The sequence below is a fragment of the Polaromonas sp. CT11-55 genome (assembly GCF_047303325.1).
GTDB lineage: Bacteria > Pseudomonadota > Gammaproteobacteria > Burkholderiales > Burkholderiaceae_C > Polaromonas.
The window spans coordinates 81,571-107,205 of the sequence record NZ_JBKBEX010000017.1; the positions used below are offsets into that span (position 1 = coordinate 81,571).

The window sequence follows — 25,635 nt, forward strand, 5'->3', positions numbered from 1 at the left end:
GCATGTTCTGGGCACATCTATACCCATCAGCTATGAATCTGACCCAACGCCAACTCCGGATGTTTGTCGTGACGGCGACGCTCGGTAACGTTTCTCGCGCAAGCGAGGCGCTCCATCTCAGCCAGCCCGCACTGACGCGGGCGCTGCAGGAGTTCGCGGGGCAGCTGGGGTTTGCACTGTTTCGCCGCGAAGGACGAGGCCTGGCGCTGTCGCGTGAAGGCGCGCGCTTCCTGCCGATTGCGCAGCGCCTGCTCCGCGAGATGGATCACGTGCTTGAGGATGTGCGCGACGAAACAAAAGGCGTACGCGGCGCCGTGACGATCGCCGTCGGCGCCGCCTTCGGAAGCACGGTGTTGCCCGGCGTGCTGCGCAAATTTGCTGAGGACTATCCGCTGGTTCGCGTGCGGTTGATCGAGGACGACAGCGGCCCCATCATGGAGCACGTGACAAGGGGCGAAGCCGACCTTGGGATCGCCTCGCTGGTGGGCGACCCCGCGCCACTTTATTGCGAACGCATACTGCGTGCGCCTATCGGCCTGCTTCTGGATTCGCAGCAATTTACCGTCGCGCCCGACCAGACCGAACAGGCGCTGGCAACATTACCCATCTTGAAGGAAGCCTTGGGCACGAGCACGCTGCATGCGCTGCGGTCCAGCGGCTCCGCGGTGGTCAGCCGCATGGAAACCGGCATCGAGCTGTCAAGCCTGACACTGCAGATCGCGCTGGCGAAAGCTGGTGTCGGGGTAGCCGTGATGTCTGCCCTGGGGGCATCCAACCCGGCGGCTTCGGGCCTGCAGTTCACGGTACTCAAGCCGGCGGTGTTCCGCGAGATCTACCTGGTGCACCAGCGGCAGGTCCCCCTCAGTCCCGCCGCCAGTGTTTTCAGGGACACCTTCTGGAGCCATTTGCCCGTGCTGCAGAGCACGCTAAAAATTCATCCCGCCGTGGCATTCTTCAACACCTCCAACGCCAACGCCAACGCCAACGCCAATTTCAACGCCGATGCCGGCCCCGGTGCGTGAATTTCTCGTCACCCGCAGACACACTCGCAAACAACCTGCACGTCCCATTCCCGCAAGGCTGGCGCGGTCCCGCCAGAAGAAAGCACATCGGCCTTGCGCCCTTCGCTCACGCGCAACCGCAGCATCAAGCTGTCGAGTTCTTCTTTGCCGTCTCGATGGCAGGCACTGCCCGCTTCAATCGAGACATCGGCCCCTGGACCGGCTTGACGCAAAAGAGGCAACAAGGCCATTCCAAGCGGCTGCACCTGCAGCTCCCGCACTGCTGTGGCTGCGGATTCAGGCACAAGAAGATTCCATGCCTTGCCACCACCCGCGGCCCCACCCTTGGGCTGTAGCGCCATCAGCGCCAGCAGCCACTCCCGCAAGCCCGCCAGCGAGATCCAGCCGCCGGAATGGCAAAGCTGGGCCAGCAGCTTCAGATGGTCGCTCACCAGGTAGAGCTGATGGTCTTCGACCAGGGGTGCCGGTGCGCTGATGATGCATCGGTTCAATGCGTTGAGGCAGCTGTGCGGGTCCCATAGGCAAGACAGGTCAAGGGAATCCGGGCCGTAAGGTTCCGCGACCTTTGCCCCGGCAGCCGGCAGAACCTCCGTTGCCTGCGGCCGGGCTTGCCGATCGCGGCTCAACCAGCCGGCCCGGCCGCCCACAGCCAAACCCAGCAGGAACGCGGCACTGGCGAGGGCCGTGGCGGTGAAAGGAGTCATACAGGCGTCACTTCTTCAACCCACCTTGAACTGCTGCTCGAAAGGTTTGCTGACGACCAGGGTTTCAGGCCGGTCCTTGAGATGAACCCTGAAGCGCCCCATTTCATCGCGGCGCATGAAATCGACGCGCTTTATATTGACAATGGTGCTCCGATGCACTCGCTTGAACAACGCCTCGTCCAGGTTTGCCGCAACATCGCCGATGCCGTGCCGCACCAAAACCTGGCCCACGGCCAGAACGGCAATCGTGTACTTGCGCTCGGCCTGGAGATACAAAATTTCATTGGGATCCAAAGGCACGACATCGCGCCCGCGCACGCCTGTCAGCCAGCGGGGCGAGTTGGCGGCCACGGCAGGTGTGGGAGAAGCCCTCGCCGCCGCAACCCGCCGGGCGTAAATCATGTCATCGGCTCTTTGAAGGGCTTGCCCGAATCGAGTGGGCCTGACAGGCTTGACAACATAGTCGACGACTTCGTTGTCAAAAGCGAAAAGCGCCTGGGACGGATCTGCTGTGACCAGGATGACCACGGGCGGTACGGAGGCCTTGCGCACAATGTCAAGCGGGCTCATCCCCGGCAACTGGGCGCCCGGCATATGGAGGTCGAGCAAAAGAAGGTCGGGCCTGACACTGTCCAGGACGCCCTCCAGCTCAGCTCGGGAGTGCACGATCGCGTCAACATGCCAGCACGCGGAGAACTGTGCCACAAGGCCGGCGAGCGCCTGGGCCTGCTGAGGATCGTCTTCGGCGATAACAATGCGTTTAAGTTCCATCCCTGAAGTCTCCTTTTTGAATGAGCGCCTGTTGAATTCGCCACGGCCGACCAGCAACACTCCGAGCACGGCGGCGATCCTTCTTTTGTGTTCCTGCCACCTTCAATACCTGATGCGGCCGGCCCGGCGCGCCCACTCTTCGTAAACCGCCCAGGCTTCGGGATGAAGTTGCGGCATCTCCTGGGCGGGTATGGAACGCTCATGGAGCGGTCTGGCAAGCTGGCGGTCTATTTCGGCATTGTCGAAGCCGATGGTCTCGGCATCCTCGGGTTTGCAGCAGTAATAGATCTTGCTGATGCGGGCCCAATACATGGCGGCCATGCACATCGGGCAAGGCACGGAGATGTTGTAAACCTCGCAGCCCGACAGGTCATGGCTGCCCAGCTGCTTCGCGGCGGCGCGTATGGCCATGATTTCACCATGGGCGGTCGGGTCCGTGCTGGAAACAACCCGGTTGCAGCTCTCGCCGACGATCACGTCGTCCTTCACGATGACGCATCCGAACGGCCCACCGTGGCCGGCGGCGCTGCCGCTGCGCGCGAGTTCGATCGCGCGGCGCATATAGTCATCGTGACGGGTCATGGCGGCCGGTCCTCGCGGTAATCAATGGTGCCAGGCTGGCGGCATGCGCTCGCTGACGGGCGGCAGGAAGCGATCGGTGTAGACACTCGCCACGGGCAGGGGCGCCTTGTTATCGGTCGTCTGGAGCACGCTGTCGATCACCGCCGCCAGCCGCTTCGGGTCCGGGCTGGACAACCCGTTCTTGACGACATGGGGCGTGAGAATAAGCTGGCCGAGCAGCAATTCAAGCCGTCTGGCCTCGCCGTCCAGGTCGACCAATGAATCGCGCGTCTTGAGGCTGGCCAGCGCTTCCTTCGGGTTCTCGATCATGGCCTTGATCGAGCGATTCAGTGCACGAACAAAAGCACGGACCGTGTTCGGATTTTTCTGCGCGAATTCAGGCGAAACAATCAGCGCCTGGCCAAAACCGTCCACACCAAAATCCTTGTAGCGCATCACGACAAACTGCTGTTTGAGACTGGTCAGCTGGTTGATGGAGCTGATGGTGAACCCGGTGATGACGTCGACTTCTCCGCGGGCCAGCATGATCTCGCGCAACTGCGAATCCACTGTCTTCAAGGTCAAGCGGGAAAGATCGATCTTGTTGGCGTGGGCCAGCACTGGCAGCATCTGCCGGGCGCCGTCGAATTGCGAAACACCGATGCGCTTGCCTTCGATGTCCTTGGGTTTGGTGATGCCTTTGCCTTGCAGGCTGAACAAGGCCAGGGGCGAGTCGTCCTCCGCAACATAAACCGCAAGCACTGTCCGGCTGCGGTTTTCCGCGTTGTGACGCGTCAGGGTTCCGAGGTCCGCATAGCCGAACTGATAAGTTCCGCTGGCCACACGCTGGACGGCAGCGGCAGAGCCCGAACCGCGGTCAACCGTCACGTTCAAGCCCTCCTCCTTGAAGAATCCCTTTTCCACCCCGTAGATGTACATCGCCTGGCTCGCGATAAAGGTCCAGCCCAGTGCCATCTTGATGTCAGGCTTCTCAATGGCCTGTGCGCTCGCCGTCTGCGGGGTGACAACCATGATCACCATGGAAAGAAAACCGGCGGCAAGGATAGTTAGGGAGCGAAGCTTCAAGGTCGATGTAATTGCAATTGGCATATGGAGATATCTACAAACAAGCATCAATAACTGACGCCCCATATTGGACAGATGTATGAAAATGTAAGTACACGTTTTGGTGCCGTCAACACTAGAATTTTGAGCAATACGTTCTAATTTCTGCAACGCCAATGCCACTGCGAATTTTCCGGCGCTCCATGCACTACTTTGAAGTGGTTGCGCGCACCCAATCGATTCGCGCCGCCGCCGAAACCTTGCATATCGCGCCCTCGGCTGTGAGCCGGGCCATACAGCAACTTGAAGAAGAAATAGAGGTTCCCCTGTTCAACCGGACGTCACGGGGCCTGCAGCTGACTGTCGGGGGCGAGACCATACTAGCCTCCATGCAGCAGTGGAAGCGGGAGACCCAGCAGCTGGCTGACAACGTCAGAAGCCTCAAAGGCACTCGCCTGGAGACCATCCGCATCGCGGCGGTCGAGGTCGCCACCTACGAGCTTGTGCCGCAAGCCATCGCCAGCGTGCGGGAGCGGGTGCCCGGGCTGAGCATTTCTCTTCTAGTCGGCGATTTTGGGTTATGAGCGTTCTAACCCTCGTCGACGTTTTGCGATTCGCGTTGGCCTAAAACGGCTTAAGTCGTTGATTTAAAAAACAATCGACTGTGCAGCCACATTTTTCCCTCGTCCCGCTTGGCCCCAATCGGCACCACTTCGGCACACCCCATGCATAAAGGGGAAATGGTAGATGAGATTAACAGAGACCATTGGGTCACCGCAAATCAAGACAAGAGGGCACCACGACTTCCCCGCAAACGGCAAAGATAACCCCCAGCGAACTCCATCCCTAGGCCGAGAAGCTGGTAACCGAAGCTACAAAAAATCGCAGAAACAGCGACGCACTTTGGGGCAGATCAACTGGGCATCCCATCTCAACCGGAACGGCTACTTTTCGGCGCATGGGCTTGACTTCAGCAGTCGGCTAAAAGCACACTTAATGCGCACACGGGCCGCACGGTTACGCTTCCGGGGGCACCGTCAGTGTTAAATTAATCTAACAACCAGGGCCTGTTGTTAAATGAAATGAACACTCTTCAAACCATCGCTGAGAGCCTCCGCCAAGGTCGCAAGGGCAGGAGTGACGTGGAATTGGCTCGCAAGACAGGGCTTACCCGCCAAAGTGTGAGCCGTGCTTTGAGTGGAGAGCACAACTTCAACGTGAATTCACTTTTGGCGATTGCTGAAGCCAACGAGCAGGTCGTGGTGTTGATACCCCGTGAAGCTGCCCGCGTTCTGATGGGTATCAATGAGACTGAGACTCTCCGCATCGCCACCATGACGTCGGGTCTCTTGTCTCTGTAATGCGCTCCTCTCATTGACTTCTCTGACTCTGCCTGAAGCTAGTGAGATCTAGCTCCCATCTCCGTGATGGCCAACTAAAAGACTGGACTGTGTTCATCGGGCCTCAAAGTGCGGCCACGCTTTCCCTCATTCCGTTTAGCCCAACCGCACTACTCAGCCACATACCGTGCAGACACGCGAGCTGGAAGATGTAGTCAACAGCGACTGTTGGGTCACTGCAAGAAGGCGCCAACATTTCCTTGAAAACGGAAATATCCACCAGCAAAAATCACCCACCGATGGGACAAATCGGCTGATTTAGGCCAATTTCTCACCCAAAAAATATCGTTTTAGTCCCTAGAGTTAACTGCTCAACCGGCTGTCGGAATGCCGACCGTCCGAATATCTTGTAGCGGAGTAACCCTTGGAACCTGACCCGAATAAGCTACCCATCGTCCAACAGGACGATCTGTTCTCCCAAAGTGCAGTAGATTGCGAACCGACCGCACACCCACCGGCATTTTCCCAGCCTCACCTAATTAAAGATGGCATGGGACTTCCGGAGGCCGCCCAAATAATCGCCTCGTCCGCGAATCTGTCGCTGGAAACTGCCACGGCCGCGCTTCGCACCGTCGGCTATGTCGATGAGATCCATGCTCTCAGAGAAGTCATTGAACTGTTAGCGGGCATGAAAACGAGATTCAAGGCACTTGAGAAAGTTGTCACTCACCTCCCGGGAATATTCCAGGCATTCGATATCGTGGGCTCTCTTGACCCGACCGTTGCGGAGCCGAGCGTCTACAAAAAAAACTCCAGCATCCGGTGGAAATCCGCAAACTGGACAGCCGAAGGCAATTACCTTGAATGGATGTTTTTCTACTGTGCACCCCAGCAATTCGCTGAGCTCCTGGCAGACGATGCACCGTTGCGGCTGGATGTGTTGACCGTCTGGTGGTTTTACGGTTCTGCGGTGCGTTTATATGGTGACCAGATTCCGACATGGCGGGACCGGGACAGCTCTTTTGCGACACCGGACCTTGATATCGCTGCCGTAAAAAACCTCGGGGGGGATACTGGGCGCACGACCGCCGTCGAAGCTGGCGCCGTAGCTTCAGGCTACAAGAGCTGGCTTGCTGAGGTAGATCCACGCAACAGCCCCAGTGGTCATGGAGGGATCTACAGTGACGTCAAGCTGCCTCGAGCCATGGGGCGGCTAAGCGCCGTAGAGGAACTTGACGCCGAGCGGCTGAGTACCCTGGCTCCGCTCGTCGAACAAACCCCCTTGCCCAGGCTGGGAGAGCTGGAACTGCTCAAATCCCACCACAATTTCCCCCGCCCTACCGAACTCGAAAGGCTAAGGGTATTCCTGCAAAACGGGAAAGAACCTCTTTCCCCTCTGTATCACGAGGCGAATCTGATCGCGATGGCTATTGTTTCGTGCAGAACCGTCGAAAACAATCTCCAGTGGCGGGTATATCAGAACCCTTCGAATGACCCACCGGCGGACCGAATCGAGTGGAGATTCGAAAGCCGCTCACCTATGGGAGGACGGCACCTCATTCCCGCATGGCATAAGGCTGAGCACGGAGTGAGAGATGCACAGGCAATATGGTACCTCCCTCACAGCATTTCTCATTGGTTAAGAAGCCTGGATGTTGGGTTCGGAAGGCCGCGACTCGTAGATTTGCTTCCGCTATCCGAAAAAGATTGGCCGTCGCGCGCCTATCTGGCCCTGGCAAAGGAACTCGACTGCACGGTGGAGCGGGCCAGGCGCATTACCCGAGACTTACTTGCAAGACTCATTTACCACAAGACCGCGAATGCAGCAGTGGTGCATTTCTTTCGCTCTACCACCGGTGAGCAAATTGACCGCAGTGACCGTATTGCGTTAAGCCACTATGTGCCCCAAGGCGATGGCCGGGCCGTCAAGGAACATGCGGCGGCCTGTCGAAAGCTTCTCAGTGACACATTTCCGCCAGGCCCCCACGTGATGTCAACTCCCCTGGGCGCCCCACACTTGGCGCCCTCGGACATGATCTCAATTAGCAAGGGGCTTTTTCAGCACTACACCGACGCAACTGGTGTGGTGGAAAAGCACAACCGGCTGGCGCACTTCATGCTCTTTGCCTGCGTCGCAGGGACCGGTCACCGACGTAGCTCGACCCCCTTCCCTTTCCCCTGGGATCTCCACATCTCTGAGAAGCTGGCCTTTATTGCCGACAAGCTGGTGACCGGCAGTGAGTGCCGCCTGGTCCCTCTGGCGCCTTCGCTGCTGTTGCTGCTCGACTTCTACGTCGACCATCTGAACACTCTCAGTTGCAGCAACGAGGTACATTCCGAAGTCCGCGACTATGCCCGCGCCATCGCTGCATCCCTTCGCACCTCCAAAGCACCGCCCGACCAATGCTTGACGAATCCAGAAACGCCGACGTCAGGTGTATTCTTCGAAATCGCTGCGAACGGGCAGCGCGTCCTTGCTAAGCCTATTTCGACCCGCGCGCTGGATGACAGGATCGAGAAACTTACGTCATGCAAACGAACGGTCCAAAGGCTGCGCGCCGCAGCGGCCAGCTATCTCTGGGAAAGCGGACTCAGCGGAAGATCGGTCCAGACCTTCCTTGGGCATCAACCAGAAATGCACTCCTTCGGCCCGGGCTCTTCATGGTCTGTCACAGCGTGGGCTGATGAGGTGTCTTGTCATCTGGAGCGCTACCTCATAGAAAGCGGGATCGGGATACGAGGGGCAACCCATCCGCCGAAACCACGATCACCTTCAGGCACGATTCCGGCGTTGCAGGTTTCGAGCCATTTCGGATACGAAGGCCGGTCGCGGGATAAGAAATGGGCCCAGCAGTCGGCGCGTGCCTTTATCGTGCAGGAACTCAACGAATACGTGCTGCGCCATGATGAGACTGAGATCACAGAAGAGATTTTCAATGCCATCCGGGCCAATGCGCAGGAGGCCCTGCGCTATGACCCGGCCGCAGCGGATCAGGTTTCGGGCGAACTCAAAAAACAGCTGGCGAAACTGCGCAAGCAATTTGCAGCCCAAGTGACCGCCAAAGCCGCCTATCTGGGCGCAACAACTCCAGGCCCTATGGGCATCGATTTTTCGCGGTTGTTCAGGAACGCATGCGTGTTTCGAGAACTGTGGGCCAAGAACGTCGCCACCCCTATCGGAGCGTCGCTCTTTGACCCTATCGAACGGCTTGCTCACCTCACGATTTCCCTGGTCGTTTTCGACGCCATTCTTGTTCCTCGGCACCTCGAAAGTCTTCTCGAGGACCTGGAAAGTGGAACTGAGTACTGCGATCAAGGCGCCAGCCTGCGCTGCCAGGTTCAGTCCGCAACGCACGACTACTACTTCAGCGCCAATGTAGGAATGACGTCAACGAGCTTGGTACTCGGAGCGCTCCGACTTCCGCCTCGAGAAAGCGGCCCGGAACTCTGGAAAGCGGTGAGCCAGCGCGTTGGCCTAATCCTGCGCAAACTGCTTGGGAACCGGGAGCATGCTGAATGGAGTGTGCAAAAACTCTGCACAGTATTCAAGCCCTATTGGTTGAGCCGGCTTCCTGGATCGATGTATTCGGTGGCCGCCGGCGATCACCGAGGGCCGGCCGCCGACGCACGCTCACATGCACATCTGCTTGGCGGTGCTCTCGGAATTGAAGTGGTCAAACCGTCCATTTCATCCAAACGCGCCGCCCCTCCTATTGCAAAGCCTCAGGCGCACAAAGATCTACAGCGCCTCTTCAGAGAGTCCAGGGGAATTTTGGAGAAGGGAGAGCGAACCAAAAGGAAGCAGCGCGCGGCTCTCCGCGCCGCCCTTACCTCGGAGTCGGCTCTTTCCCTGTCTCGGTGGCGATCAGAAACCCAAATCGTTGACCTACTCCGTTCTTTCATCGGGTATCTCCTGGACAAGGGCGGCAAGCGCGTCAAGACACTGGCGTTTACGACGCTCGAGCGGTATTTCTCACTGATCGCCCAGGAGATGATTGCCCTGGCATGGGACATCGAGTTTGAATCCATCAGTGCCGAGGAGTTGACCGACCTTTTAAACGCGGTATCGGCGCGACTGAATGACAAGGCGGCCATGCCTGTTCTGAGGTATTTCACCGCACACTTACGTGACGAAGTAGACGCACCATTTTGCGGAGCTCAATGGTCAAACGCGTGGGAACCCATCCGCATCCGATCGACCCTTGTGTTTCCGCGTCACATCAGCAAGGCGGTCGCACTGCTTCAGGCTGAAGGCGATGAAGTAGCGCACCAGGCCGCAATTCTGACCGCGCTGATGCATGGCTACGGACTTCGCACAAAGGAAGGGCTCAATGCCCATGCGGCACTATTTGATGAGGTTCAGCCTGATGCCGTGCATGTGTACCACGGGCAGATCGCGGACCTTAAAACACGTAGCAGTCGGCGTTTTCAACCCTCCTCACTCAATCCAGAGTCGATTCAGAAGCTCGTACGCCAGGCGGTCACGAACGCGCGATCATCACCGCATGACGGACAATTTCTTTTTGAGGACAGCACAGGGCTGGCATTGATCAGCCGGCCATATAAGTACATCTCGAAAGCCGCAGAAGCTTTACGCACTGTGACGGGAGATCCGGGCATCGTGCCATATCATCTGCGGCACAGCTTCGCCACCGCCCTAGTCCTAGGCCTATTCGCCGTTCATGTCCCCGCACTTCATGCGGTGACCGTTCGGATGCTGGGGAGCTCCTATGAAAAGCGGATTCGAGACATCCTGTTGGCGCCGTCTGACTGGCCCTTCCTTCTGGAGCGGGCGGCAGCCGTCCTGGGGCACGCCTCAATGACAACGCTGCTGAACACCTACTTCCACGGATCCAGCTTTGTCATTGAGGCATCTTGCAATCGCTGGCAACCGCAGGGCCATTTGCCTGATGCGCGGCTGGGAGCCATGCTCGGCTGGGAACGCACCCGTGTCGTAAAACTGCGCTTGCGGCTGCCAACAGATGAGTCGAGGAAGCCGCAATGGCAAGATGTTGTGCGGCATCTCGTTCGACAGGCAATGCCCAAGGCCGATGAGAGTTCGATCCATTCTGAGGAGTCTCCACAGGACAATGCTTCAACTTCATGGGCCGTCCCCTGGGTGGCGATTTCTCGCATACTGCTTGAGCGTTTTCAGAGTGATTGTTCACTAGGAAGCGCTTCGGAATTTGCGATCCGGCAACTCAATGTTCCGCCTGATACCGCCACCCAGTTGATCACTGCTTACAGGAATCTTGTGGCACTCACGGAGATGGACGACTTCGAGCCACAGTCGTCCGAATTGCTTCTCCCGTTCTCCTCGCATTCGAAGGGCACTGTCCGGGGGCGACTGGAGCGAGACCGGTTCGTAGCCAGAGCGCAGGCTTGGTCAGAAAGCGATGCCACACACAAAGCATTGCTTGTAGCCTTCTTGAAACGTTGGGAAGCGCGCGTCGATGCCGTTAACCCGCGAGTCATCTGCACCAATCAGCAAGAGTTGGAAGATGCCATGGTGGTGCTCAAGAGTCTTGGGGCTTCGCCCAAGCAGCTTGGCCTGGAAATCCACGGCGATCCAGTCGACCGTTGGCTTAACCAGATGGCGCAAAGCTGGCCTCTTGCCAAGACCTCCAGGATTCGCGCCAGTCGAGGAAGCAAGAATATCCTGGTCAAGGAAGTGAGCATCTCAATTGCTCAGAGCACCGAGCAAGATTTACCCGATGGCAGGGATTTTCACAGGAGTCTCATTGCTGTCGCAGTGGCTTCGGCAGTTTTGGGAAGTGCGGGCAGCTAGTTCTAGGCTAATACACCCAAAAGTTCAAGGCGCCCTAAGCCGATCGATACCGTATGTGCAGAGGTCAAGGTTGACATCGCCCAGTTCCGCGAAGCAATGCGGCGCACTCCATAGGGAAAGCGTGAACGTGCTAAGCGTCTATCCGAAGACTGGGACACTGCACGAGTCGATAAGCAACTGCTTTCACTATAGCAAGACCATCAACAGCCTCAGGTTAATGGCACACTCGTGAGAGCCTTCGCTTTGATAGGAGCTAGTCAGCCATTAATCCAAGTCCACATCGCAAGGGCCCCGAGCAAGACTTGCTATAGCAACCTCGGTGAAGAATCTTGAAGCGCGGTAGGTGTTTGAAGATTTTGATTTCCGCTACCAAACGATGAGCCAGTCAGCAAGGCCTGTGCAGGAGCCATAGATAAGTCGCTGAAACTTCCATTCTTCGCATACAGATATGCCAAATCACCACCAATGGCGGCGGTATCACTACTACTAAGGTAGAAATCCAACAGCGACGACGACAAAGCCCAACTGCTCAGCGTGGGGTTGGCCGACCTTGCCTCGTCGAACCTCGTAACTAGTCCACCAAAATTAAACTGCTCGATCTTCTTGTTGACCAACTGGTTAGTGGAACTGGAATCATAGTCGCTTGTACCTTCGATCACGATTTGCAGATTCGCAACGCTGCGGTTGTTGATGTTCGTGTACCAGTCTTTGAAGGTGATCTGTTCGCCCGTTCCGGTCCCCAGAATCAGATCATTGCTGCTCTTCGTAAACAGAAGGTCAGCGTAGGTTATTCCTTTGCCCAATGACAAAGTGTTGTCGTTGCCGGTACTGAGGTTGACGGTGTCCTGACCGTCACCGCGGTTAAATGCAATGATGTCCGCGCCAGTACTGGTGTTAATCACATCGTTCCCCACGCCACCGGCAATAAACTCGTTGCCGGTTCCGCCAGTAAGCGTGTCATTTCCGGCGCCGCCATCAAATAAGTTGTTGCCAACAGTGTCGGTGACAGTATCAGCGCCTGCGCCGCCCTGGAGGATATCGTTGCCCCCAGCACCATTGAGCGTGTTGTTGCCGCTGTTGCCAAGAATGACATTGTCGCTTGTATTGCCGGTACCGTTGATGGCCGCAGTACCTGTCAAGGTCAAGTTTTCAACGTTGGCTTGTAACAGCCAACTCACCGAACTCTGAACGGTGTCGGTACCTTCATTCGAATTTTCGGTCACCTGATTGTTGGCGTCACTCATCACATAGGTGTCGTTCCCGGTACCACCGTACAACTGATTTCCACTTCCAGCAGAGACGATAGTGTCATTACCGGACTCGCCATAAACTTCAGATGAGAACCCCGTAATATTGATAAGATCGTCTCCCGCGCCGCCATACAAAAAACTGTGGTCACCATCCACCACGGTAAGGACATCGTTTCCCGAGCCCCCATCCAAAGTGTTTCCATATCCAACGGTCCGGAGGATGTCGTCGCCCGCACCGCCGTACAGCCCTGAGTCCCCCGAACTTCCTAGTGCAGTAATTGTGTCGTTACCTGCCTCACCGTCCATGATTTGCATCCAACCATCAGATGAGATCACGTCATCACCGGCACCGCCATACTGGCGGTTGCCGTATCCACCAGCGACTGTCATGATGTCATTACCGTCACCACCGTAGGCATCACTTTCTTCTCCACTACCCAAAATAGTGTCATCTCCTGCGTCGCCGAAAAGCGTATTCCGATAACCTGTATCGGTTATGGAGTCATTACCGCCTCCGCCGTGAACGACAAGGTGACTTCCACTGACGTAAATTGTGTCTGCACCTGTAGTGCTGGCCAGAAAGATCTGATCCAACTGAGATGCGGTAAGAACCGTTCCGTCGGCAAATCGCAATTTCTCAATGTAGTGACTGTTATTCGCCCAGTTCTCAATTGTGATTCGGTCCGAAGTCGTTGAGTTCTGCGGATTATTGATATTCAATAGAAGGTTTGAGCCCTCGCGACTTACCGTCACATCACTTGGCGCGATGCCTACTCCAAATATTATTTGGTCATCGCCACCGGCGAGACCGCCGAGAAGTACATCTATCGCGCTGAATCCATAGTCGTTGATAACGTCGTGTCCGTCACCCCGGTTAAAGATGTATGTATCGGCGCTGAATCCACTCACGATGCGGTCATCGCCCGCACCTCCCGTAAAAGTATTGCTATGGCCGCTTCCATCGCCAAAATACTGGTGATCACCTTGAATGACGTCATCGCCAACGCCGCCTTCAATTGTGTTGTTTGCTGTATGGCTGAAGGTGATGTTGTCATTGCCATTCCCACCGCGCAACACATTCGTTCCTCCCCCCAGGTGGGTGATCACATCATCGCCTTCGCCACCATCTAGAAGATCACTAGATCCGGACGAAATAATGACGTCGTTGCCATCACCACCAAAAGCGGAGATGGCAGGTCCATTTGCAATGATGGTGTCATCTCCCGCTTGACCATCGACCCAGGTTGTATCAGACCAAGGCCTGATCACGTCCGAGCCGGAGGTACTCGTCACCGTTGCTTGGCCAAGTTGGGCCGCGCTAAGAATTGTTCCATCAGCAAACAGCACCTGCTCAATACGGTAAAGGCTGTTGTTCCAGTTCTCTATTACGATCCTGTCAATTGAAGCAGGAGCGCTCGGATTGTTGATGCTCAGCACCAAGTTGTCACCTATGCGGGTGGCCTTTACATCTCCTACTGCAATGCCTGCACCAAACACAATCTTGTCAATGCCGACTGTTCCGCCTAGAGCACTGGCACCGTAGTCATTGATGGTGTCTTGACCATCACCCCTGTTAAAGAGGTAAGTATCCGAACTTGAGCCGCTGACGATCCTGTCGTTGCCCGTACCTCCCTCAAAGGTATTGGTGTAGGCCGCTGCCCCGTGGTCTTGCGAACCCGATTGAATGAGGTCGTTTCCGGTGCCACCTTGAATCGTGTTACTGGCGGAGTGGCTGAACGTGATGGTGTCGTTGCCGTCCCCACCGCGCAACGTATTTGTGCCACCGCCCTGGTCAACGATCGCGTCGTCGCCCGCGCCTCCATCAATGGTGTCGCTGCCACCACTGTCCGTGAGCGTGTTGTTGCCACTGTTTCCGCTGAGACGGTTGTCCAATGCATTGCCTGTGCCGTTCAGGTTGGCCGCTCCAGTAAGAACGAGGTTTTCAACGTTGGCGCCCAGGGTGTAGTTCAGACTGGCAATAACGGTATCCCAGCCATCATTCGTTGCCTCAGTCACACTGTCACCAGCGTTATCAACAAAGTAAGTGTCATCGCCTGAACCACCGATCAGGCTATCAGCGCCTGCGCCCCCATCCAACGAGTCGTTCCCGGCGAAACCCAGCAGCAAATCGCGCCCAGAGGCTCCTACCAAAACATCGTTGCCGGCAGTACCGTTGAGAACATCGGCGATGTCTATCGACAGAGACGTCAATGTAAACGCCCCTGCGAGATCGGTCGCTTTAATAGTGATGTTCAAGACGCCGGAACTAGTGTTCGGAGGAATCCCCGACAAAGTTCTGAGATTTGAATCAAAAGTAAGCCAGGCCGGCAATGCAGCACCGCCCGTCAAAGTGGCGCTCAGGGTCAGCGCATCGCCTATATCCACGTCGGTAAACGTATTGGCGGGCAGCACATATACGAACATCTGGCTCTCACTAGCCTGCTGAGCTGTCGGCGCGTTGACCAGAATCGGAGCGTCATTGGTATTGCTAACCACGACATTGAAGCTGGTTGCAATCGTTGCGCCAAAGCTGTCGGTAGCCATAACCTTGAGGCTCAGAATACCCACATCTGCGTTAACTGGTGTACCACTGAAGGTTCGGGTAGCCGCATTGAAACTGAGCCAACTCGGCAAAGCCGTTCCATCAGCTCGACATGCGCCGTAACTCATTGTGTCGCCGACCAACGCATCCGCGTCAGAAAACGTTCCCGCCGGCACCACAAAGGTCCATGTACTGTCTTCATTGGCGTTTTGTAAGGGCACAGGCTCACTAACAATCGGGGCCAAGTTGGCCAATGCGGTGAGGTGAGACATGTCCCAGACTGTGCCATTGGCAAACTCGACGCGCTCGATACGTTTGCCGTGGGATGCGTCCCAGTCGATGCGAACCTGATCTGAGGAGCTGATGGAAAGAACTAGTTGGGTAGCCGTGCGAGACACGGTGACATCCGCTGCGGTAATATCGGCTCGCATGACCAGCGTGTCGATGTTGCCCACCGTTGTATCCACGTCGGTGATTGTGTCCCGACCATCTCCTCGTCCGTAGACATACAGATCGTTGCCCGATCCACCCAGCAAGGCATCATTCCCAAGGCCACCAATTAGCGTGTTATTGCCGCTGTTGCCGGTGAGCTGGTTGTTCAAAGCGTTGCCAGTCCCGCTCAGATTGGCGGCACCGGTAAGATTGAGATTTTCAACATTGGCACCCAGCGTGTAGTCCAAACTGGCAATCACGGTATCAATGCCTTCATCTGCGAGCTCGCTCACGGCAGTACCGGTGACATCCATCAAATACGTGTCGTTACCGGCACCCCCATACAGATGGTTGTTACTCCCGGTCGCGGTCATAACGTCATTACCCGCATCACCGTACAAGTAGTTGTTATCACCCGCGGCCACCATAGTGTCGTTGCCGTCCCCGCCAGACGCGATAACGCCCCCCGCACCGACAACGATGGTGTCGTCGCCCGCTAGGCCGTACGCCAGGATCGCATCTAACGATATGTTGATGACGTCCGCATTGGTGGTTCCGCTTGCCGCCGTCTGGTCAAGTTGAGCTGCGCTGAGAGTCGCACCATCGCCGAATTGAACTTGTTCAATTCGGTAAAGGCTGTTATTCCAGTTTTCCACCGTGATGCAGTCCAACGCGGCGGGGTTGTTCGGATTGTTGATGCTCAGCACCAGGTTGGAACCCACGTGGCTTATCGTGACGTCCCCCACCGTGATGCCGGCACCGAACACGATCCTGTCAATGCCGACTGTCCCGCCTAGAGCACTGGCACCGTAGTCATTGATGGTGTCTTGACCATCACCCCTGTTAAAGAGGTAAGTATCCGAACTTGAGCCGCTGACGATCCTGTCGTTGCCCGTACCTCCCTCAAAGGTATTGGTGTAGGCCGCTGCCCCGTGGTCTTGCGAACCCGATTGAATGAGGTCGTTTCCGGTGCCACCTTGAATCGTGTTACTGGCGGAGTGGCTGAACGTGATGGTGTCGTTGCCGTCCCCACCGCGCAACGCATTTGCGCCATCACCCTGGTCAACGATCACGTCGTCGCCCGCGCCTCCATCAATGGTGTCGCTGCCACCACTGTCCGTGAGCGTGTTGTTGCCACTGTTTCCGCTGAGACGGTTGTCCAATGCATTGCCTGTGCCGTTCAGGTTGGATGCTCCAGTGAGAACGAGATTTTCAGCATTGGCGCCAAGTGCGTAGTTCACGCTGGTGACGACGGTGTCGACCCCTTCCGCCATATTTTCAACAACGGTATCGCCAGCATTGTCAACGTAATAAACGTCATCACCCGTGCCGCCAGCCATGGTATCGCTCCCCGCGCCACCGTCCAGTACATCATTGCCGGCCGCGCCTGACAAGGTGTTGGACAAGCTGTTGCCCAGCAAGATATTGCCAAGGTTGTTGCCAGTCAATGTGGTGGCTGCCCCGAACAACGTCCCGTTTTCCACATTGGCCTCAAGCGCCAAGTTGACATTGGTATAGACGGTGTCAATGCCTGAATCGGCCTCCTCAAATACCGTATCACCGGCGTTGTCGACATAGAAGGTATCGTTGCCTGCTCCACCCGACATGACATCGGCGCCTTGAGCACCGTCGATGATGTTGTCAGCGGAATTGCCTACCAGGATGTTGGAAACATCATTGCCGGTGGCATTGATATTGCCGGTGCCCGTGAGCGTGAGGTTCTCGAAGTTGCTGCCCAAGGTCCAGGAGACAGAGGACTCCACCTTGTCGATCCCTTCGTTGAAGTTTTCGTACGCGGTGTCGAGCTGGTCGTCCACCACATAGGTATCGCTTCCCGCTCCACCCAGCATGCTGTCGGCCTCGGCGCCTCCGTCCAGGCGGTTGCTGTCTGCATTGCCCACAAGGCGATTGCGCTGTGCATTGCCGGTAGCGTTGAGGTTGCCTGTACCGGTCAGAGTCAACGCTTCGACGTTGTCGCTGAGGGTGTAGTTCACACTCGACTGAACACTGTCGTAGCCGCCACCGGGAAGCTCGTTGATCGTGTCACCCACGTTGTCGACGATGTAGCTGTCGTCGCCCGTTCGTCCGGTCATGCTGTCAGCGCCGGCGAGGCCGTTGATAGTGTTTGCTCCCGCGTCGCCAGTCAGAATGTCGTTCCCGGTCGTTCCGGTGACAGCACCTGGCGTAGCGGGCGCAAATATGAAGTGGCTGGCATTGAGTTGCGAAAGTGAAACACCTCGTATGTTCAGGTTCAGCGACTGCGTACCGTTACTGACCGAGATGAGCGCGAATTGCACTCCGTTGACAATGAGATTCTGGATCCCCAGATCAGCCAGCTTGGTGATCCAGCCAAAGGCACGCAGGTCGATTTTCTCACCCGCCTGATTAGGATCGAAGTCTGCTATCAGGTTGGACGCACTGAAAGTAGCGCCGGAAGCACTGAAGCCCGCATTGCCACCGCCATTGGCCAGCACTTTAAAGACGTCCGCACCTGCCCCGCCGACACGCGTTCCGTAGTAGCCAAACGTCGTGCCATTGACCGTTCCCACGTCGCCGTCGAGTGTGATGAGGTCGTCGCCGAGGCCCCCGTCCAGGAAATCAAGGCCCGTATTACCAATCAGATAGTCGTTGCCTTCTTCGCCATACTCGGCATCGTCACCACTACCTCCAACCAGCCAGTCGCCTCCGTTGCCGCCATACAGCGTGTCATTGCCAGAACCGCCCTCGATCCAGTCGGCACCAGGCACGGGGGTGAACCCGGGATAGTCACCCCAGAGAGTGTCATTGCCATTACCACCATCAAGAAGGTCTTTCGCGGTGGTGGAACCCACCACGTCATTTCCTGCAAGGGCCGTGACTCTAAGGTCACCGAAAGGCGAGCTGATTACCTGGTTGTCCACGCCAGTAGTGCCTAGCCAAAAAGCCGGGTTGTTCCAGCGGATCGCATATTCTTCGACGAAACTGGCGTCGGACACAAACACAAAGTTCTGCTCGGACACCTGCGCGACCGTCGTGTTGCTGAGGATGATTGATTGCCCTTGGCCCAGGCCAATCTGCACGTTGGCACCAACCTGGGTAACACTGAGCTGGGTGGCGTCCGTGACGCTATCAAACCCAACGAGCACGATCTTTTCTGCGCCTGAAGCAGTATTGAAATCAACGATCGTGTCGGTGCTGCCTGCGTCTTTTTGAACCACAAACAAGTCATCTTCCGTTCCGCCGGTCAAGGTATCGTTGCCATATCCACCTTCGAGCCTGTCAATGCCGCCTCCACCGGTGATGTTGTCGTTACCTCTTCCACCCATCAGCACGTTAACGCCGGCACTACCGATCAGTGTGTCGTCGCCATCACCGCCAAAAGCCTTGTCGATATCGCCATTGAGTGTCAGCGTTTTACCCGCCAGCGTACTGGTGCTGCCATTGTTCAGGTTGATGATGCTGTTACCAGTGACGGCGCTGGCGTTAATGATGTCGCTACCGCCGTTGGTGTCCGTCAGTGTCGTGCGGCCTGCCGTGCTGGCAAACTCATTGGTGTAAACGTACACATCATCGCTGTCCGAGGTTGCACCATACAGGTCCAGTTTCCAGTTCTTCAGCGTGCCGGTACTACCCGTTGCCGCATCAATAACCTGCAGCGTCCAGTTCCCTCCGCTGGTCTCGCCGCGCACATGGGTGGTGTTGAAGCTGAAGCTCAAGGTGCCCGAAGTTGTATCGCCCAGGTCACTCGCGGCGCCGCCCGGCGCTTTGCCGGGGCGATTCACCAGAATACTCTCGGTGCCGGTGGGCGAGATCAGCTTGATGATCAGGTCGCCCCAGCGCTGATGGGTGAGTTCCAGCGTCACCTGCGCGGTTTCCACGTCCAGGCCTGCCGCCATGGTAAGCGTCTGAGTCAGCACCCCGGCCCCGTCGGGAATGGCAGCATTCAACGTAGCGCTGCTGGCCGTCTTTGTTTGCTCGTTCCAGGTGGTAGTCTGGCCATACCAGGTCTCAGCCAAGCGCACCGCGGCACGCGCGTCAACCTTTCCGAAGCCGTAGTCATGGCTGGCGTGCATGCCGCCGCCGTTCCAGTTCTTGGCAGTGTTGTAGGTCCAGTCCGTACCGTTCGGGTCGGCGAACTGGGTGGCGCTCATGGCCAGGATGGTTTGAATGTCCCGATAGCCCAGCTTCGGGTTGGCTTCCAGCATCAAAGCGATGACACCGCTCACAATCGGTGCGGCAAAGCTGGTGCCCTGGCTCGTGTTGTACTGGCTGCCAAAAGTGGAGCCGTTGTCGGCAATCAGCTCGCGGCTGGTTGAATCGATATTGCTGCCGGGAGCCGACACCAGAATGCTCGAGCCGGGGTTACTGAACGGCTTGCTGCCCATCTGCAAGGTGCCCAGGTCTCCCGGTGCGTTGATACTGCCCACCGTGATGACCGCGCGGTTGGCGGTGAGCGCGTTGTAGTTGGTATTGGCGCCATGCTCGCGGTCGTTGCCGCCCGCCATGACAATGGCCGTTCCCAGGCCTCCGCGGCCATTGCTCACCGCATCCAACATGCCGGTTTCAAGCAAACCGACAGGCGTCACATTGAGCTGAAAGTTGGCTGTGGGCCCCCAGCTGTTGTTGACGACATCGTAGTTCTTGAACTTGGCCAGGGCGGCGGTGATTTCCTGGTTGAGCTGGCTAACCTCCAGGCCTTCGCCTTGGATGTAGTGGCCCGCCAGGCTGGCGTTATAAGCCACGCCGACACCGCCTTCACCGTTGCGTGCCGCGACCATCACACCGGCAACCATGGTGGCGTGATTGCTAAAAACCTGCGGTGCGTTGTTGTTGCCGTTAGCGTCCAGGGTATTGAGCCAGGCTTTGTCTGCGTTGGGAGCCAAATCGGGATGACGGTAGTCAAACACCTCTGGGCCGGTGCTGAAGGGCCCGCCGGGCTCGAACTGTCCAATCTTGATGCCTTTGCCGCTGTAACCCCGACCCGCCGCCTGCTCCGCAACCGTTCCCCAGGCAGCGATGACATTGGTGTCCGACAGGTACCATTGCTCCACGACCAGAGGGTCGCTGGGAAGGTCTGTGATTTGCAGGTACACCGCCGCCTTCATGGGCTCGGTTTGCCCAGTGGTGGAGGTGACCTGGGTGTAGTTGCCCTGGGCGTCCTGCACCTTATACTTAAAACTCATCACGCCTGTGTAGTTAGCGTCGGGTGTAAACAGCACGTCACCCTGCGCAGTCAGACTGACGGTGCCACCCTTCGCCTCAAGCACCGCGGTAATGCTGAGTTGGGATATATCGCTATCCCAGTCCCGGTCATTGGCGAGCAGTTGAGTTTTGGAAAGCAGGTGCGCTGTGCTGCGGCTCAACGCGACTCCGCTGCTATTCACTGAGAGTACATCCTTCACGGGCAGCGGAGCGGCCAGCGTCAGGTCGACACGGGAGACATCCGAGAAGCTGAGCTTCTCGATGTTGGTCAAGGTGTCCGCGCCGTCCTGGCCGTTCCGGGTATCCACGACGCGAAAGATCGTCCCGCCTGAAACTTCATCCCTGATTTTGGTAATCCGATAGTCGGCGTAGCTGCCCGAATATTGAGCTACGTCGATTCCATCGCCGCCATTAAGATTGTCGTCGCCACGGCCGCCTATCAAGACGTCGTTGCCTGCGCCGCCACTCAGGGAGTCATCTTCTAGACCACCGTCGAGCACGTCGTCCCCCTGGCCCCCCAACAAACGGTCCTGCCCGCGATGGCCACGTATCAGGTCGTTGCCGGAACCACCGTCAATCATGTCCGAACCGTCTTCGCCGCTTAGCACATCGTTCGCTGCACCCCCAATGATGACATCGTCTCCACCGCCACCGCGCACGAATACCGTACTGCGGCCGCCACCGATGAGGACATCATCACCCTCACCACCTACGGCCATCTCGATATTGCTCTTGCTGAGATTTAGAGTGACGCCCTGAGTGCCTATCACTTGAGCGATGTCGAAACCGTCACCGCCATTGACACTGGTATCCCTAGCATCGATTAGCAGCACGTCGTCACCCGCACCGCCATTAAGGCTGTCTGCGCCCAGACCACCCGCCAGCCAGTTGTTTTGCGCGTCTCCGATGAGAACGTCATTACCGGTACCGCCGGTGATGTTCTTGACACCAAGCGCTGCGGCCGACAGTGATTCGGACACAGAGGCAACGATATTTTGCGAAATAAATGCCGTTGTGGCAGATCCACCGGCCACAGTACTTTCCGTAGAGACGATGATGCCGCTGCCCGACTGTGTGATGGTGCTACCGGCCGGGTTAGCTAGAAAGTTGGCAGCTATGGCTTCATGCGTGCTTCCGTTTTGGATAAAGCTTCCCTTGGCCAGCACCTCGTTACCATTGCGCACTTCACCGCTTTGGGCCGTAGTGCTCAGGTTGATGGCGGTGATACCAAGATCGCCAAAGGTTTTGAGCTCACTCGCGTCTGTCTTACCGTCGTGATTGGCGTCTTGCCAGACTCGGAGTTCGCTCCAGGTTGCGTCGGCGTTGGTGAATTGATTGTCGTGATTGGAGTCCAACGAACTCAATGCGGCGAAGCCATTGGCGAACGGCTTCGTGCCCGCCATTCCGTTGCTACCCGCGACGCCGTTGTAGTACTCGCTGAGCGTTTCGCTGATACTGTTGATCTTGCCGTCGTGGTTGAGGTCGTGCACGACGATACCGTCCTGGGAAGAGACCCAGCCAGTTTGTTCCAACGAACCGCCGTCGTTATCCACATCAAAAAGGACCGGAGAGTCGGTGTAGTTTGTGAGCTGAACGCCGTCACCGTTTAGATCTATCACCAAAGGATCAACAGGAAGTTGATGAAAATTGCTGGCGGCTGCGCTGTTCAATCCGGTACCCAACAGGCTGTAATCAATGGCACCGGGGCCAGCAGTTCCGCCGGGGGCCGGTACATGAAGGCCGACACCAGTCGATGCACCAATGTTCAAGCCCATGTTGCTGTTGCCAGGCCGAAGGCCATCAGTAATGGCATAACCTGCGGCGGCTTGATTTCCAACAGCCGTATTGACATCCCATAGGTTGCCGACACCCACAGTGTAGTCCCCTGTGATCACCAAGCTATTGCCTATTGTGCTGGGCCCACCAGAGGCGCTGTCGGGGATCGAATTTTGGATAGGAATAGGATCTGTGTTGGTGCCCAGATTGATGAGGTTGGTTACCGGGCCAGTTCCTACAACGTTAGACTCTTGCCATGCGCTAGCGACCACTTCCGCCATGCTCGCCGAGTTGGCATCGCTCCCGGTTCCGGGCAACTGCGAATCTAATGCTGTACGACCCTCAGCAGCGGAAAGCAACCAGTCGTTGAACGCGGTCGGCATCTCGCTATCTGACAGGCTATCGACCCGGTTGTATGCATCCAACCCCGCGGCTGCTAGCGCTTCTGCGCTGGCATCGGGTTGCGCAAGAGCGAGCGTGAGAGATGCCATTGACGCCGAATCCTCGGCAAGCACTCGACGAATTGTTGGAGCATCAACGGTTAAGGAAACAAAGTCAGCTAGCGAGTCAAGATCAAAATCTACGTCAAGTAGCCCATAGCGCTGCATTTCACTGCTTGGCATATAAATGCGGCAGCCACCATTCTCACCGGTCGTCTTAAAAGCCCACTTAGAGCCGAGTGTGAAGGTGTCACTCATCATCTGGCCCGGCGTAGTGGGACCACGCTTACCGAGCAATATACTCAGCATGCTGGACTGAGGAAGATTCAGACCTGATGTGAGGATGTTGCCGCCGACGAAACCCCCTAGCATGCCCGAGAGGGTTTTGCATAGGTTGTACTTTTGATCGATACTGAGCATTTCATCTGGCATGTTCCAGATATTGAGAAAGCCGCGACCGGCGCTTTCAAGCTCACCACGCGTTTGATCAAGCACATAGCCGATCTTGCCGCCGAAAGTTTCTGGATTCCAGCGTAACGTGCCGGAATTGTTATATATCTTGTCCCCAATGCTAACTTGATCGAGGGGGTATGTCGGAAACATTGAAGGGGGAAGATTCCACAGCTCATATTTGGCCGTACCGTATTGGTTAATGGAAATCTCAAGCTGATTGCGTAGAAAGAGCTTATCCGGCGGCGTGCGATTCAGCTCATTTTGTAGCTTAGCGAAATCAGCATCCAAAACGTCTGAACGGTCGAGGCGAAAGCCGTTGAGCTGGCGCTCAGTTTCCATCTGCTTGAAGGCGGCGTCTTCGTATATCTTGCGCCCATTAGCGTCCAGTGTTTGTGCCAAATATCGGGCCTCGTACTCTAGTCGGATGGCCAGATTGACCCTTCGGGTTTCCGAAAGCAAAGCATACTCACGCATCCATGCTTGTTGATTTTGAGTAAGGGTATCGAAATTAGGAACAGTGATAGTCATCTTCAGGCCTATTGAGTTTCGAGTTGGAGACATGTTTCAGGCGTGGCGACCTGAACGGTCAGGGGGAAAACGGCGGGGTCGTACTTATCCAGAATAGGAAAGTACTTGGGGTCGACTGACGGCGGTTTTCCCAGACGGGGGTCACCGCGAAAAGTCCAGGTGATGGTTTGCGTATCAATGCCGCTACTTCTGGAGTACTGTCCCACCAGACGCCCCCAACACAAGTAGCGTTCCAGGGGAAGACTCGATGGAAGAACGTAATTGCTTTTTTGCAATTCGTATCCGCGAAGATTCCTCAGTAGATGAAACGCGAGGTAGTAACCTTGCCGGGCGGCTTCAAACAAGTACGGAAATCCGGCAGCGTCATAGCGTGAATAGCTCACCACGCCTTCTTTTGTGACAGCGGATTGGAAAAAACTTTCACCATGCTGCACAAGGCATGCGCCATGGTTAGCTTTCAAGCCAATCGCCATTGCCGCAGTTTGTTCTTGCGCTATGGATTTGCGCCGTTTAACGCTGTCAAATCGACGGGTCATCGCAGTCAACGCGCAGGCGGCGGATGCGTCGCCAGCCTTGGCCGCAGCCGCCAACATGCCGAGCGCTTCATCCGCATAGGAGTACTGCAGCACATATTCGGGTGTCTGGTGCAGAAAGACATAGGCGGGAAGGTAGCCAGCATCCGCCATGCGCCTGAATTCTGCGCGCCTTGCCACGGACGCCTTCTCCAAATAGTTCCCTTCGCTAGGCACAGTCCGTCCGACGATCTCATCCTCACTAAGGTAGCGGTTGGACATCACCCCTGCGCTCAAATAAAACTCGTTGAAGTAAATCACGTCATACTCCCTGCGTTTTTCCGCAGAGAGTCTTTTTGCTGCTTCATAATCAAATGGCGGCGGTTGTGCGCAACTGGTCAAAGACATTACGACAAGCAGACAACCTAGTAACCGAGCTACTTTTCTAGGCATTTCCATTTCCCTCGATGTAATTAGTGAGTTCATAATTTATTACCCATAGAGATCACCTCTCCCTCCCCGACTCCTGCACCGCCTTCTGCACAGGCGACAGCAAATACTCCAGCACGGTCCGCTTGCCCTGGTTGATCTCAGCCACAACCTGCATACCCGGCGTGATGACCAGGGCCTTGCCCTGCGGGTCTTTGAGCACCTGCTCGTCAAGCTTGACGCGCACCTTGTAAGTCGCCATGGCAGCGGCTGCGGCCGCCGCGGCGTCGGCGCTGCTTGAGCCTGCGCTGGCTGATGACGTACTGCCGCTGCCCTGGTTGTTTTGCGTGGCGTCGGCGCTGATGTGGATGACCTTGCCCATCAACATGCCGTACTTTTGAAACGGATAGGCGGCGAGCTTGACTTGCGCGGACTGGCCGACCTGCACAAAGCCCACGTCGTCGTTCTTGATGGAAACATCGGCAAACAGCTGCTCGCCCTGGGGCACCAAAGTCAGCACCACGGTGCCGGGCTGCACCACGGCACCCACGGTGGTGGTGGCCAGGTCTTTGATGACGCCGTCTTGCGGGGCGCGCAGCTCCATCAGGCCTTCCTTGTAGATGCTCTTGTCTAGTGTGGGTTGCAGCTGTGCGGTTTTGGCGCGGACTTCGGCCAGTTCTTTTTGCAGCTCGCTTTTGTAGGCGCTTTGCAGTTGGCTGATTTTTTTGGTTTGCGCGGCGATGGTGGCGCTGAAAGCTTGTACTGCGGATTGCTGGGCGTCGAGGTCTTTGCCTTTTTCAATCGCTTCGCGCTGTTTGTCGGCGGCGGCCAGGCTGCCCAT

11 protein-coding genes are annotated in these 25,635 nt (G+C 56.8%); 4 read left to right on the plus strand and 7 right to left on the minus strand.

All coding sequences use genetic code 11. From position 1 onward, the window contains the following. The first annotated feature begins 32 nt into the window (after positions 1 to 32). Entirely contained in the window at positions 33 to 1,022 is a 990-nt protein-coding gene (locus ACEN8I_RS16130) for a LysR family transcriptional regulator (protein WP_413329522.1), read from the plus strand. A gap of 8 nt (positions 1,023 to 1,030) precedes the next feature. Here ACEN8I_RS16130 and ACEN8I_RS16135 read toward each other — a convergent pair whose 3' ends face one another. The 4 genes from ACEN8I_RS16135 to ACEN8I_RS16150 all read right to left on the minus strand — a co-directional run bounded on the left by ACEN8I_RS16135 (position 1,031) and on the right by ACEN8I_RS16150 (position 4,144). Next, on the minus strand, positions 1,031 to 1,726 hold the full coding sequence (locus ACEN8I_RS16135) for a hypothetical protein (protein ID WP_413329523.1): 696 nt from the start codon (positions 1,724 to 1,726) through the stop codon (positions 1,031 to 1,033). A gap of 15 nt (positions 1,727 to 1,741) precedes the next feature. Then, the gene (locus tag ACEN8I_RS16140) at positions 1,742 to 2,497 is read right to left on the minus strand and encodes a LytR/AlgR family response regulator transcription factor (protein ID WP_413329525.1); all 756 of its coding nucleotides are present in this window, start codon (positions 2,495 to 2,497) and stop codon (positions 1,742 to 1,744) included. Between the two features lie 102 nt (positions 2,498 to 2,599). Continuing rightward, entirely contained in the window at positions 2,600 to 3,079 is a 480-nt protein-coding gene (locus ACEN8I_RS16145; protein WP_413329526.1) for a nucleoside deaminase, read from the minus strand. A gap of 21 nt (positions 3,080 to 3,100) precedes the next feature. Next, on the minus strand, positions 3,101 to 4,144 hold the full coding sequence (locus ACEN8I_RS16150; protein WP_413329527.1) for an ABC transporter substrate-binding protein: 1,044 nt from the start codon (positions 4,142 to 4,144) through the stop codon (positions 3,101 to 3,103). A 182-nt stretch (positions 4,145 to 4,326) separates the two neighbouring features. On the opposite strand from ACEN8I_RS16150, the gene ACEN8I_RS16155 reads away from it, so the two are divergent. The 3 genes from ACEN8I_RS16155 (at position 4,327) to ACEN8I_RS16165 (ending at position 11,251) form a co-directional block, all read left to right on the plus strand. Beyond that, a complete protein-coding gene (locus ACEN8I_RS16155; protein WP_413329528.1) occupies positions 4,327 to 4,707 on the plus strand; it encodes a LysR family transcriptional regulator in 381 nt (126 codons plus the stop codon). Positions 4,708 to 5,205: 498 nt separating this feature from the next. Next, a complete protein-coding gene (locus ACEN8I_RS16160; RefSeq protein WP_413329529.1) occupies positions 5,206 to 5,484 on the plus strand; it encodes a helix-turn-helix domain-containing protein in 279 nt (92 codons plus the stop codon). 403 nt (positions 5,485 to 5,887) lie between these two features. Further along, entirely contained in the window at positions 5,888 to 11,251 is a 5,364-nt protein-coding gene (locus ACEN8I_RS16165; protein ID WP_413329530.1) for a hypothetical protein, read from the plus strand. Between the two features lie 305 nt (positions 11,252 to 11,556). On the opposite strand, the gene ACEN8I_RS16170 is transcribed toward ACEN8I_RS16165, so the two are convergent. The 3 genes from ACEN8I_RS16170 to ACEN8I_RS16180 form a co-directional block, all read right to left on the minus strand. After that, positions 11,557 to 23,853 (minus strand): calcium-binding protein, encoded by a 12,297-nt coding sequence (locus ACEN8I_RS16170; protein ID WP_413329531.1) that lies wholly within the window; start codon positions 23,851 to 23,853, stop codon positions 11,557 to 11,559. 8 nt (positions 23,854 to 23,861) lie between these two features. Then, positions 23,862 to 24,773 (minus strand): hypothetical protein, encoded by a 912-nt coding sequence (locus ACEN8I_RS16175; protein WP_413329532.1) that lies wholly within the window; start codon positions 24,771 to 24,773, stop codon positions 23,862 to 23,864. Positions 24,774 to 24,870: 97 nt separating this feature from the next. Then, positions 24,871 to 25,635: HlyD family efflux transporter periplasmic adaptor subunit (locus ACEN8I_RS16180; RefSeq protein WP_413329534.1), on the minus strand; the 765-nt coding region annotated here is incomplete at its 5' end.

What these genes read in the sequence shown, in the direction of transcription:
- ACEN8I_RS16130 (WP_413329522.1), top strand. Translation starts at nt 33, where the DNA reads ATGAATCTGACCCAACGCCAACTCCGGATGTTTGTCGTGACGGCGACG.
- ACEN8I_RS16135 (WP_413329523.1), bottom strand. Translation starts at nt 1,726, where the DNA reads ATGACTCCTTTCACCGCCACGGCCCTCGCCAGTGCCGCGTTCCTGCTG.
- ACEN8I_RS16140 (WP_413329525.1), bottom strand. Translation starts at nt 2,497, where the DNA reads ATGGAACTTAAACGCATTGTTATCGCCGAAGACGATCCTCAGCAGGCC.
- ACEN8I_RS16145 (WP_413329526.1), bottom strand. Translation starts at nt 3,079, where the DNA reads ATGACCCGTCACGATGACTATATGCGCCGCGCGATCGAACTCGCGCGC.
- ACEN8I_RS16155 (WP_413329528.1), top strand. Translation starts at nt 4,327, where the DNA reads ATGCACTACTTTGAAGTGGTTGCGCGCACCCAATCGATTCGCGCCGCC.
- ACEN8I_RS16160 (WP_413329529.1), top strand. Translation starts at nt 5,206, where the DNA reads ATGAACACTCTTCAAACCATCGCTGAGAGCCTCCGCCAAGGTCGCAAG.
- ACEN8I_RS16170 (WP_413329531.1), bottom strand. Translation starts at nt 23,853, where the DNA reads ATGACTATCACTGTTCCTAATTTCGATACCCTTACTCAAAATCAACAA.
- ACEN8I_RS16175 (WP_413329532.1), bottom strand. Translation starts at nt 24,773, where the DNA reads ATGTCTTTGACCAGTTGCGCACAACCGCCGCCATTTGATTATGAAGCA.